Origin of the sequence: Alteromonas sp. MTD1 (assembly GCF_042848195.1) — a bacterium.
Lineage (GTDB): Bacteria > Pseudomonadota > Gammaproteobacteria > Enterobacterales > Alteromonadaceae > Alteromonas.
Map to the genome: position 1 here is coordinate 71,391 of NZ_BTGG01000005.1, position 12,505 is coordinate 83,895.

Here is a 12,505-nt window from a genome sequence, read left to right on the forward strand (position 1 = left end):
CGGCTACGGGTGGGATAATGCTTTCACAAACACGCTGTAAACACGTCCGTGTGCGCTCCGCTGCCGCATCCATGCGGCAGAGGGTTTGTTTCACATCATCCCACCCGCATCCTTGTCTGTCGCTCGCCCTCGTTCGCTTTCTTTATGTTGCAAAGAGTCAGGGAGCCAAAACGAAGTTCATGCTTCCTCTAGCAATCGCTCCCTAATTTATGCTTAATTACTTGCGCTTTTTGGGTTTAGCTTTTGCCTTTGCTTTATCTTTGGCTTTTACTTTTTTCTTTTTCGGGCCAATTTTAGGCGTTTTGTTTTTAGGGCGCAGCTCTTCTATTACGCGGGCTTTTAGTGGTTCGCCCATGTAACGCGCAGCTTTGGCTACCATTTCGAAGTCATGTGCCTCTACTAATGATATTGCCGTACCCTTCGCCCCAGCGCGGCCTGTTCTGCCAATACGGTGAACGTATACGTCGGCTTTACGCGGCATATCAAAGTTAATTACGTGGCTTACGTTAGGTACATCAATGCCACGGGCTGCTACATCGGTAGCTAACAATATTGGTACTTCACCACTTTTGAAACGTGCTAGAGCTGCAATGCGTTTATCCTGCGGCATTTCGCCTTGTAGCCAACAGACTGGGATGTCTTTCGATGCTAAGAAGTCTTTAAGCATTTGAAGGCGGTCGCGGGTTTTCACAAACACTACTGCAGTAGTAGTGGTTTCTTGCTGAAGTATATTTACCAGCAACGCTTGCTTGTGATTCATGTCATCAGCAAGGTGATACCACTGATGAATTTTGTTTTTCTCTCTGCGCGACGGGTTGGCTTCAATCACTTCTGGATTGTTCAGGATCTCATGAGCAAAGTTTCTTACGCCCGCGCCTTCAAGGGTTGCTGAGAATAATAAGTTTTGCTTACGCCAGCGTGCTTCGGCGGCAATTTGATTTACCACCGTTGAAAAGCCCATGTCCAGCATGCGATCGGCTTCATCAAGGATGAGGCATTCTATGTCGCGACAGTCAGCGGTTTCTTTTTCAATGTGCTCAAGCAGTCGGCCCGGTGTCGCCACTAGGATATCTAGGTTTTTGCTTAAGGTTTCTTTGTCGGTACCATAGTTAATACCGCCAGTAATTACGCCGCATACAATTTGCGTGTGCTTTGTAATAGCCAATGCTTGTTCGTATACCTGTAGCGCCAATTCGCGCGTTGGCGTTAGAATTAATATACGCGTAGCGCCAGGTTGCTTGCGCGGGTAGTCTAGTAAAAACTGACATGCCGGTAGTAAAAACGCAGCTGTTTTACCTGTGCCCGTTGGTGCCGAGGCCAGAATATCGCGACCGTCTAGGCCATGTGGAATGACTAGCTCTTGAATGCTAGTAGGAGCTTCAAAGCCCATATCAGCAACTGCATGACACAGTGCTTCGTCTAATTCGAGTTCTTCGAAAGTCATAGTATAAAAAACGCTCTAAATGAATGGGGCGTATTGTAGCATTGCTGCACTAAAACACAGAGAAAAACTGCCGTTAAATTCGTATACCATGAATGAACATACATTCTGACGCTAACGGGTTGGCACTGTTGGCGTTCAGTAGTTGTAATTGCGTTAGGTTCAGCTTACTCACTTTATCTTCGCTTTTAGTTTGTGAAATTTCGAAATAGTAGTTGGCGTAAGGCGAATTAAGTTCTTGAAGTTCCAAATAAGGAAACTGGCGAAACTTCCAATGACCCTTTGTGCTTATCACTTTGTTTATGGTTTTAAGGGTAAGCTGATAGGTACCGTTTTTGTTAAGTATTAAACGTTGACCATCTCCGCAACTCTTTCCTTTGTAGGTATTTGTAAGGTCTTGGGCGAGAAGTGTGCCCTTCGGCTTTCTGCCATCTGGAAATAGGAATAATGCGAGGGAGTCTTTGGTGTACCAATGGTTACCCTGTGTAAGTGCTTGCATATTGGTAATTGGAAAGCCCTCTAGTTCAGCAATGGATGCCGTTTTATCTATCACATCTGGAGAGCGTAACAGTAGAGAGTAAAGCAGCGTATTTGAGTTGACGGTTGTGGGAAAGTCGAAGTTGTTTGCCTCTACATTTAAGCCTTGTTCCTTTAATTTTCCGGTTAGCGCTTGTAGCTTTGGCTCCTCAAGATATTTTCCATATAAATGAACGGTTGGATTGTTAGCACAACCACTAACCAAAAACGTAAATACTAAAAATACAAAGCATGTGATTATTATTCTTGTCACTTAAGCTTCTCCATGCAGATGCCAAACTTTTTCAAAATGAAATTACCGTTGCTCAAAAAGACACGAAAAAATGCTTTCAAGTTAAAACGGTCAAACGAGTATCAACTAAAGATTACATTTGTAATCTTTAGTTGATACTAGCGGGATACGTCAGATGTGTAAATGAAAATATGCTTTTAAAACGCTTTGATAAGCGCTGTTAGAAGTATTGCACTGCAACCATTATTCAGTGATTGAGGCAATGGCATCTAGCTTTGCTTGGTTAAGCGCTTCTTTAATTGCAGGGCCTTTAACACCCGTGGCGATAATGTCTTGCACATTGACTTGGTTGGCCGCAGCTAATGCGCGTTCAATATAATCACGTTGACGCTGCCAATCTATGCCTTGAGTATGCGCATAAGAAGCGAAAGCGCTGAGCAATAGAACAAATCGTTCTTCTCTTCGCCATGCATCACAACCATTAAATAAAGCGAGAATATCGCTTGGTGAATTGTTCGTGTTTGCAAGGAGCGCTTTAAACTTGCAGGCAAGCGTTACAAGTTCGCTCACTTGGTTTTGCACTTTTAGTCGGCTACATAGTTGTTTTGCATCGTCCTCGGTAAGGTGAGAGAGCAGAGCCGTAAACCGTTTTATCAGCATAACGGATTCCGCATCGCTGCTTTCAGCTTCTGACTTTTCAGCTTCTACCTTTTCAAGTTCCACCGCTGCTTTCAATGTAGTTAGTGCGGTATCAACATTATTTTCAAGCTCAGCAAACCAGTCGTTAAGGCCGTGTGCTTGGCTTAACACTGTAAAGAAAACATCAGGTGTTTGCTCTAAAAGGCTGCGCTTTGTTTCTTGCCAAACTCGCTCTGCGCTTAGTGTTTTTAGCTCGCCGCTTTGTGCCATGGTTTGCATAAGTGCCATAGTCTCATCTGCAATGGTGAAACCTAAATACGCATAGCGTGCGGCAAAACGGGCAACGCGGAATACGCGTAAAGGGTCTTCACTAAACGCTTTTGACACGTGACGGAGCAAGCGGTTTTCTAAGTCCTTTTTCCCATTATAAGGGTCAATAAGGTTTCCAAGGTTGTCTTGCGCTATGGCGTTTACCGTTAGGTCGCGGCGCAGTAAGTCTTCTTCAAGTGTTACGGTACTCGATGCGTCGCATACAAAACCCGTATAGCCTTTTCCTGATTTGCGTTCTATGCGAGCAAGGGCATATTCTTCTTGGGTTTTAGGGTGTAAGAAAACGGGGAAGTCTTTGCCTACTTGCGTAAAGCCTTGGCTAAGCATTTCTTCAGGTGTCGCGCCGACCACCACATAGTCGCGCTCTATTACTTTTCTATTTAACAGTGCGTCACGAACTGCGCCACCAACGAGATATACCTGCATGCTGTTCCAATGATTAGTTAGTCAGTAGTTTCAAATTACTTATTTAAGAACTTATTTTCAGTTTCTGGTGTCGCAGTATAGCAATGTTACAAATAAAATTCGCAGGGTTCACCTTAGGACTTTCACTTGATGGTGTGCTCTGGTAGTTTATTCGTCGTTATAAAAATTATAAAAGGCGCACTCGCTACCATGTATTTGAATTACTTCGGGTTAAATGACAATCCTTTTTCGATTGCCCCTAACCCCGATTATTTATATATGAGTCCAAGGCATAAAGAAGCACTTGCCCATTTAACCTTTGGATTACGAGAAAGCGGGGGCTTTGTAATGCTCACCGGAGAGGTGGGTACAGGTAAAACCACGGTATCAAGAAAGCTATTGCAGCAGCTGCCCGACAATACGCAGGTAGCAATGATTTTGAATCCTACGTTGTCAGCGCTTGAGTTGCTAGCCACCGTATGTGATGAATTAGGGTTGGAATACAACCCAGAAAAAGCCAGCCTAAAGTACTTTACAGACCTTATTTTGTCCAAGCTTGCACAAAACCACCAAGCCGGTATTAATACGGTATTGATGGTAGACGAAGCGCAGCATTTGCTTCCAGAAGTGCTAGAACAGCTGCGCCTTCTAACCAACTTAGAAACTAATCGAGAGAAGCTGCTAAAAGTAGTACTTATTGGTCAGCCAGAGCTACAGCAATTGTTAAAGCGAAACGAATTACGTCAGTTAGCGCAGCGCATTACGGCGCGCTATCACTTGTTACCCCTTACTGCTCCGGAAGTAAGTTCGTATATTGCTCACCGTTTAAGTGTGGCTGAAGGCGATATCAGCATATTCAGTAAGTCTACTTTACGCGCCGTGCACCAGATAACCGGTGGTATTCCTCGTGTTATTAACCTTCTTTGCGATAGAGCACTTACACTGTCTTTTACCAAGCAGCACGCGGTTGTGCAGAAAACCATATTTTTAGCTGCGGCAGAACAAATATTAGGTGCAGATGTGGTTAGCCAGCGCGTGCAAAGCCACCGTAAATGGTATTTAGTGTCGGCGTTTGTTATGGCAATAGTATGTGGTTACGGCATAGGGAGTTTGTATGTCTAACATAGTGGCGGTTGAAAACCTAAAACCGGGCATGGTAATTGTGCAAGTCACCAAGCAAAACGGCCCGGTAAAAATAAGGAAGTCGGGTTTAGTGACCAGCGACGCCATGGTGCAAGGTTTGTCTGAAATGGGTGTGCAAGAGCTAGAAATAGACCCAGAACAAACGGTAGAAATTGCACCTGCTGTACAGCATCGTACTCAAACCCAAGCCTTGTTGCGCGGCCAGCACGACACTACCGCAAAATTTGATAAATCATTAAACGAACAATTCAATAGAAGCTTGTTTTTGCCTACCGTTGAAGGGCTACCCTCAGCGTGGAAAGTGTACGGTAAACAAGTGGCCACATTTGCTATTGTGATTGCCGGTGGCTTAGCACTGGGTTTTACCGCGGCAACCCGTGACAACTGGTGGCCGGTTAATACGAGCAACGCTGATATAGCAGAGCTTGATAGTGCAGGTACCTCACCTAACCAAGGTAATGCTAATACTGCTTTGCCTACTAATGCACCCAGCGCGTCTGCCGATGAAGGTAACGCCTCTTCAGGTGCTCAAGGGCAGCCTTCTCAAAAGCCAAATGGTCAGACTCAAGGCACTCAAATTGCTGCTCAAAACACGGCAGACCAAAACGCATCAAACCAAAGCAATGTGAACGACTTTCCTGTTAATCAGAGCACAGGAAACGCAGGTTCAATAAATTATGCACAGCCGCAAAACATGTCGTCTACACCCAACTATCAGCAAGGCTATAACGAAACGGGGGGTGTGAATACAGCACAAACCACTAACCGTTATGGGAACACTCAAACTACTTCAAACAATAGTGACGACTATGAAGGTAGAGTACTCAACGAGTCTTCAGACCAAGGTAATGTATCTGTTTCACCAGAGCTATTAGCGCGCTTTAACAAGGCGGTTGAAGCGTTAGATGCTAAAGCAGAATCGGCACCGGCCGAGAATGAAACTCGCGTGACCGTGCGCGATGATATATCGCGTGTAGATCAGCTTCCAGTAAGGCTGCTAACACGGCTTCCCTCTATGAATTTTAGTGCGCATATGTATGCGTCGCGCCCAGCTGATAGATGGGTGAGAGTAAACGGTCGTCAGATGGGCGAAGGCGATTGGATTGCCGACAAAGTACAAATTATCAATATAGAGGCACAGCGAGTGGTGCTTTCCTTCGAAGATGAATTGTTTACTATGGCCGCGTTAACCGATTGGTAAGCCGAAAAGCACTTGCTTGTTTGAAGTTAACTTTTCCATTAATTAAAAAAGCCCGTTTCTGACGGGCCTTTTTATACCTCGCATTGCTCGTTTAAAGCGGCATTTGATTAATGAAAACGTCTTTAAAGAATTTAGGCAAATTCAAATTAAATTCTTCAGGTCGCACGCCCGATACTATCTCGTCCTCATACAGGCTTAAATCGATACGCTTAACTTCATTAAAATGTTGCGATGTTACGCTGTAAAAAGTCATCACTTGCGGGTTTACTGGGTCTTTCGGGTTGGCTTTGCTCACAATACCAAGCTTCCCACTTTTTAAACGTACTAGTGAGCCAACGGGGTGCACACCAATGCATTGTATAAACTGTTTAACCAATTCTTGATCTAAGTTTTCTGTAGCAGTAAGGCGTTTTAATGCCTGCATTGGGGTAATGCTGTCTTTGTGTGTTCGATTAGACGTCATTGCGTCAAAAGCGTCGACGATAGCGGCAATACGCGCAAACTCTGAAATATCGTCGCCCATTAAACCTTTAGGGTATCCCGAGCCATCCATTCTTTCATGGTGTTGCTCGATAATTTGAAGTGATAGGTCTGAGATATCTCCACACTGCTCGATTAAATCAATACCTATCTCTACGTGGGTCTTCATGACTTCCCAGTCATCATTTGAAAACGTGTCGGTACTTACTCGAACATCCTCTGGTAATGATGACATACCAATATCCATTAGTAGAGTACCTAAACTCACTTGTTCTATAGTGTCTCTGTCGTAGCCCAAGAATTCGCAGAAAATGCCAGCCAAAATACTGCAGTTGATAGAGTGTTCCAGCAAATACTGGTCTGCCTCTTTTATCATGGTTAAACAGCTTAACGCGTCTTTATTATCAAATACGCTTTCAATTAAGCTGTGCGACAGCGACTCCATGGGCGATAAGTCTTTTGGAGCCCCTTTTTTTAGTGACTTGATAAAACTGCTTTGAATACTTACTGCATTTTCATACAAATCGCTGGCTTCGTTTATGGCGTCGCGTCCCATTGGTTTTGGTTTTTCTGGAGCGCTTTCAGCTTTGCTTTCTTCAACTGGAGCCGAGGGCGCATTGGTAACTGCATTCTCGAATTTGGACTTAGCGCTGTCTACTTCAACCACCAAAATGCCTTTCGCTTTTAGCGAATCGATAATACGTTGCGTTTTAACAATGCCCTTTGAGCGCATTTTAAGCGAGCCTGTTTGCTCAAGTACCTTATTGACGTACATACCTGGCTGTAAATCATCAATTCGCACTTGCTCTAACATTACTTCTCCCATTAGGCCCTAAAAGCCGTATTCGACATACTTACAATAGGCGTGAATTCTACGATAATCCATAGAAAAGGAGGAACAGATTACTACACTTTAGTCTAAAAAAATAAAGGTGTTATACAAAACACCTTTATCATTCGCTATTACTTGCTTGTGTCTACTTCATGGCAGAGTAAACACTACAGTTGTATAGTAGCTAAAGCCAAGCAGCTTGCTTGCTTTCAAACGCTTCAATTTTGTCGGTTAACTCTAATGTTTGACCAATTGCATCTAACCCTTTAATTAAGTTAGTTTTGTGATGCTCTGCAATGTCGAAAGAGAAGCTTACTTCGCCTGCACTTACCGTTTGAGCCGGAAGGTCTACGGTAATCTCGGTTGCAGGGCTCGCCTTTACTGCTGAAAATAATGCATCCATCTGCTCACTCGATAGTGCCACTGGCACTAACTGGTTATTAATGCAGTTACCATAAAATATATCGGCAAAGCTGGTGGCAATAACCGTCTTAAATCCAAAATCAGCAAGTGCCCATGGCGCGTGTTCACGGCTTGAACCACAGCCAAAGTTTTCGCGAGCTAATAAAATACTTGCACCTTTGTGTTCAGGCTTATTCAATGTGAACGCTGGGTTAGGCTCTTTTTCTTCCAAGTCTAAATAGCGCCAATCGTGAAACAAATGCTTCCCGTAGCCTGCACGAGTAACACCGGTTAGAAACTGCTTTGGAATAATTTGGTCGGTATCGACATTGGCCTGATCAAGTGGCGCAGCAATGCCTGTATGTTGTGTAAAACCTTGTTCAGACATAACTTACTCCTGATAATCTCTAACGTCAGCAAATCGCCCGGTTATGGCGGCGGCTGCAGCCATGGCTGGGCTTACTAAATGGGTGCGTGCACCGCGACCTTGTCGGCCTTCAAAGTTACGGTTACTGGTAGAAGCACATCTATCGCCTGCCACTAGTTTATCGTCATTCATACCAAGGCACATTGAGCAGCCCGGCAAACGCCATTCAAAGCCAGCATCGATAAATATTTTATCTAATCCTTCAGCTTCTGCTTGGCGCTTAACATTACCAGACCCCGGAACAACAATAGCTGTTACTGAATCGGCGACTTTGCCGCGCTTGGCAATTTGTGCTGCAGCGCGCATATCTTCAATACGCCCGTTAGTACATGAACCAATAAATACATGGTTAACGGCAACATCGGCTAGCTTTTCACCGGGCTTCAAGCCCATGTATTCAAGCGCTTTTACTGCACTTTCTTTTTCAATGGGGTCGTTAAAATCTTCAGGCGCTGGTACTGGCGTATTTACGCCAATTACTTGGCCTGGGTTTGTACCCCAAGTCACCTGAGGGGCAATATCGGCGGCTTCAAGCTCAACTACAGTATCGAATGTTGCGCCTTCTTCGGTATAAAGAGTTTTCCAGTAAGCGACAGCGTCTTCCCAATCTTGCCCTTTAGGGGCATATTCACGGCCTTCAAGATAGGCAAAAGTTTTTTCGTCTGGCGCAACAAGGCCAGCTTTTGCGCCAGCTTCAATGCTCATGTTGCACACTGTCATGCGCTCTTCCATGCTCAGGCCTCGAATAGCTTCGCCAGCATATTCGATAACATGACCAGTAGCGCCGGCATGACCAATCTTTCCAATAATGGCAAGAATGATGTCTTTTGCGGTAATACCTACAGGAAGCTTACCGTTAACATTGATAAGCATGCTTTTCGCACGGCTTTGCTTTAAGGTTTGTGTTGCTAGCACATGCTCTACTTGGGAAGTACCAATACCAAAAGCTAGCGCTCCAAATGCCCCGTGTGTTGCAGTGTGAGAGTCACCACACACTACTGTCATACCTGGTTGAATTAAACCTAACTCAGGGCCCATGACGTGCACAATACCTTGTTTTTGGTGCCCAACCGGGAAAAGTTGAATACCGTGGTCTTCACAGTTTTTTGCCAAGGTTTGCAACTGAAGCGCATTGGCTGGGCCACAAGCATCAATAGCTAACGAACGGGTTGAAATGCTGTGATCCATAGTGCCAACTGTGCGATCAGGGCGTCGTACTTTGCGACCTTTTTCATTAAGGCCAGCAAATGCCTGAGGTGACGTTACTTCATGAATTAAGTGACGGTCGATATAAATTAAGCTGTCTTCACCGATTTGGTCAATAATGTGGGCTTGCCACACTTTGTCATATAAGGTCTTGGCCATGAGGTTGTTTTACTCCTGCGCCATTAATTGTTTAACAATTTCATCGCCAACTTGCGACGTACTTGCTGCTTGACTGCGTTTATCAGAAGAAAGTAACTCGCCTGTGAGTACACCAGCTTCTAGCGTTGCTACCACTGCTTTTTCAATAGCGTCTGCCGCGTCGTTTAAATTCATACTAAAACGCAGCATCATGGCGGCAGATAAAATTTGCGCGATAGGGTTAGCAGTGCCTTGGCCGGCAATATCAGGGGCCGAGCCGCCCGCAGGTTCGTAAAGACCAAAACCGTCTTCGTTCATACTTGCCGATGGCAACAAGCCCATAGAGCCAGTCATCATGGCGCATTCATCAGACACGATATCGCCAAACAGGTTAGAACACAGCATTACATCAAATTGTGCTGGGTTCTTCATAATTTGCATCGTAGCGTTATCAATATAAATGTGGTCTAGTTCAACATCTGGATAGTCTTTTGCTACTTCTTCAGCAATTTCACGCCACAAACGACTAGTGACAAGTACGTTAGCTTTATCTACCGAGGTAACTTTACCGCGACGCTTTTGTGCCGCTTCAAATGCCGCAATGGCAATACGGCGAATTTCACGTTTGCTGTAGCGCATGGTGTCATAAGCGAATTCTTCTTCGCCTTCACCTTCTCGGCCCTTAGGTTGACCAAAGTAAATACCGCTGGTTAGCTCACGAACAACTAAAACGTCTACGCCTGATTTAGCAATGTCTTCGCGAAGGGGAGACAAGCTTTCAAGACCCGGATAAATACGAGCAGGACGTAGGTTACTGAATAAATCAAAGTGGCTACGAAGAGTAAGCAGCGCGGCACGTTCAGGACGCTGTTCTAAAGGCAATGTGTCCCACTTAGGACCGCCAATGCTGCCAAACAAAATTGCATCGGCTTGCTCACAGCCCAAAAGCGTTTTTGAAGGTAATGCTTCGCCCTCAGTATCAATGGCGTAGCCCCCTACAGGATAAGCAGTACGATTAAGTGTGACGTTAAATTTCTTCTCTACGGCATCTAAAACTTTATTGGCTTCTTGCATCACCTCTGGGCCGATACCGTCTCCGGCTAATACGGCAATTGAATACTGGCTCATTTATACTCCTGCAACGCGTTCTTGTTGATTTTTTTGCTGATCGATTTTGTCAGCTAAATAGGTGTTATTAAGTACAAAGATAAGGGCTTTAACGCCTGCCTCTACTATGTCTGTAGCAAGGCCTATTCCGTGGAAGCGACGGCCTTTGTAAGTGGCTATAACGCTCACTTGCGCCAGGGCATCAGCACCTTCTCCTTTTGAATCTAGTTTAAAGTCTACAACCTCTAAATCTTCGTGCCCGAGTATAGACATAATGGCTTTGTAAGCGGCGTCTACTGGGCCGTTACCAATGCTGGATTGGGTGATCTCTTCACTGCCTACTTTCATTTTTACCGTGGCGCTAGGAATGATTTCTCGGCCTGAATTGGCTTGTAAATAAAGCAGCTGGAAGTGCGCTTGGTCGTGCTTTTGCTTATCGAAGAACAACAAGGCTTCAAGGTCGTAGTCGTATACTTGGCCTTTCTTATCCGCTAATTTCAAGAAGGCATCATAGACTGCCTCTAGGTCGTAGTCTTCGGTCTTATAACCCAGTTCGGTTAAGCGGTGCTTAATGACATGACGACCCGAGCGAGAGGTAAGATTAAGATTATTCTTGTTTATGCCAACACTTTCTGGAGTCATAATTTCATAAGTGTTTTGCGCTTTTAAAACACCGTCTTGGTGAATACCCGACGAGTGACTAAATGCATTAGCACCTACTATGGCTTTGTTAGATTGCACCGGCATATTACAAAGCTGGCTGACTAGCTTCGATGTACGTGAAATTTCAGTAGAATTGATGTTTGTTTCAAACCCCAACATGTTCTTACGGGTTTGTAAGATCATGGCAATTTCTTCCAGTGATGCATTACCAGCACGCTCACCGATACCGTTAATAGTGCATTCTACTTGTCTTGCGCCTTGTTCTACCGCGGCTAAGGAGTTTGCAACGGCTAGCCCTAAGTCATTATGGCAGTGCACTGAAATAGTCGCTTTGTCGATATTAGGTACACGGTTAAACAACTGCTGAATAATGCCGCCAAACTCAGTAGGAGTAGTGTAGCCGACGGTATCTGGAATATTTACCGTTGTTGCACCAGCGTTTATGGCAGCTTCAACCATGCGGCATAGATAATCGATATGGGTGCGCCCTGCATCCTCACACGAAAACTCTACATCGTCAGTATATTGCCTTGCGTGCTTAACGGCTTTTACCGCCATCTCGACTATTTCGTCTTGAGACTTGCGAAGCTTAGCGCCAACGTGAATCTCTGATGTTGCTATAAAAGTGTGAATTCTAAATTGCTCGGCAACGCTAAGTGCCTGTCCACAGGCGTCTATATCGCCAGGCAAAGCGCGAGACAAACCACAAACAACGGAGTTTTTTACCTCTTTAGCAATCATTTGCACAGAGCGAAAATCGCCAGGTGATGAAACCGGAAAGCCCGCTTCAATAATGTCTACACCTAAACGTTCAAGCGCCAGCGCAATCTGTAGTTTCTCTTTGGCACTTAGACTGGCAGGTAACGCCTGCTCACCGTCTCGTAATGTGGTATCAAAGATCTTCACTTGATTTGTCATGACGCTCTCTCAGTTAAATGGTAAAAAAAAACCCGTGCTTGGCACGGGTTTTTGTGTGATTAATTGCTGGTCGCAATCTACCCGTGCAGTCTGGCTGCCATAAGGAGTAGAGATAGAAGAATGAAACGAATTTGCATGAGCTTTAGTTTCTTGCTGACCGAGTTTATGGGTTCAATGTAACCATGAGAGTGCAACAGGTCAACCATTGATTTTCATAATGACTATATTTTTCGTGTATAAAACAAATTTTTTAATTATTTAGGATGTTCATCCTAAAATCTTGTTTGTTTCTGTAGTTTTTACAAATCAGTCGAGTTAAATATACAAATTTGAGGGGGGAGGAGTTACTCATTAGGACATTTATACTAAAAGATTGCGTGCATTAGGATTTTGTGTTTTGGTTT

At 44.6% G+C, this 12,505-nt stretch carries 10 protein-coding genes; 2 read left to right on the forward strand and 8 right to left on the reverse strand.

Features of this window, described 5'->3' with window-relative positions; genetic code table 11:
- Positions 1-217: 217 nt before the first annotated feature.
- The 3 genes from srmB to ACGHAV_RS07990 form a co-directional block, all read right to left on the reverse strand.
- On the reverse strand, positions 218-1,444 hold the full coding sequence (gene srmB / locus ACGHAV_RS07980; protein ID WP_390378839.1) for an ATP-dependent RNA helicase SrmB: 1,227 nt from the start codon (positions 1,442-1,444) through the stop codon (positions 218-220).
- 73 nt (positions 1,445-1,517) lie between these two features.
- A complete protein-coding gene (locus tag ACGHAV_RS07985; protein WP_390378842.1) occupies positions 1,518-2,231 on the reverse strand; it encodes a hypothetical protein in 714 nt (237 codons plus the stop codon).
- 222 nt (positions 2,232-2,453) lie between these two features.
- Positions 2,454-3,605, reverse strand: coding sequence for a CCA tRNA nucleotidyltransferase (locus ACGHAV_RS07990; protein WP_390378845.1), 1,152 nt, complete (start codon positions 3,603-3,605; stop codon positions 2,454-2,456).
- A gap of 189 nt (positions 3,606-3,794) precedes the next feature.
- Between ACGHAV_RS07990 and ACGHAV_RS07995 the strand changes: the two genes are divergently transcribed.
- Together ACGHAV_RS07995 and ACGHAV_RS08000 are read left to right on the forward strand one after the other, a co-directional pair.
- Positions 3,795-4,706, forward strand: coding sequence for an AAA family ATPase (locus ACGHAV_RS07995; protein WP_334012597.1), 912 nt, complete (start codon positions 3,795-3,797; stop codon positions 4,704-4,706).
- A complete protein-coding gene (locus tag ACGHAV_RS08000; RefSeq protein ID WP_390378849.1) occupies positions 4,699-5,928 on the forward strand; it encodes a general secretion pathway protein GspB in 1,230 nt (409 codons plus the stop codon). Before ACGHAV_RS07995 ends, ACGHAV_RS08000 begins: the two co-directional genes overlap by 8 nt.
- A 91-nt stretch (positions 5,929-6,019) precedes the next feature.
- Here the strand turns inward: ACGHAV_RS08000 and ACGHAV_RS08005 are convergent, their stop codons facing one another.
- From ACGHAV_RS08005 to leuA, 5 genes are all read right to left on the reverse strand, one after another.
- Complete coding sequence (locus ACGHAV_RS08005; RefSeq protein ID WP_390378852.1) at positions 6,020-7,222, reverse strand: HD-GYP domain-containing protein; 1,203 nt, start codon at positions 7,220-7,222, stop codon at positions 6,020-6,022.
- A gap of 202 nt (positions 7,223-7,424) precedes the next feature.
- Positions 7,425-8,030 carry a 3-isopropylmalate dehydratase small subunit gene (gene leuD / locus ACGHAV_RS08010; protein WP_334012600.1) on the reverse strand — a complete coding sequence of 202 codons (606 nt, stop codon included), beginning with the start codon at positions 8,028-8,030 and terminating at the stop codon, positions 7,425-7,427.
- Between the two features lie 3 nt (positions 8,031-8,033).
- Positions 8,034-9,434, reverse strand: a complete 1,401-nt coding sequence (gene leuC / locus ACGHAV_RS08015) for a 3-isopropylmalate dehydratase large subunit (protein ID WP_390378855.1) — start codon at positions 9,432-9,434, stop codon at positions 8,034-8,036.
- A 9-nt stretch (positions 9,435-9,443) separates the two neighbouring features.
- Positions 9,444-10,541, reverse strand: a complete 1,098-nt coding sequence (gene leuB, locus ACGHAV_RS08020; RefSeq protein WP_390378858.1) for a 3-isopropylmalate dehydrogenase — start codon at positions 10,539-10,541, stop codon at positions 9,444-9,446.
- A complete protein-coding gene (gene leuA / locus ACGHAV_RS08025) occupies positions 10,542-12,101 on the reverse strand; it encodes a 2-isopropylmalate synthase (RefSeq protein WP_390378860.1) in 1,560 nt (519 codons plus the stop codon).
- Between the last annotated feature and the right edge of the window lie 404 nt (positions 12,102-12,505).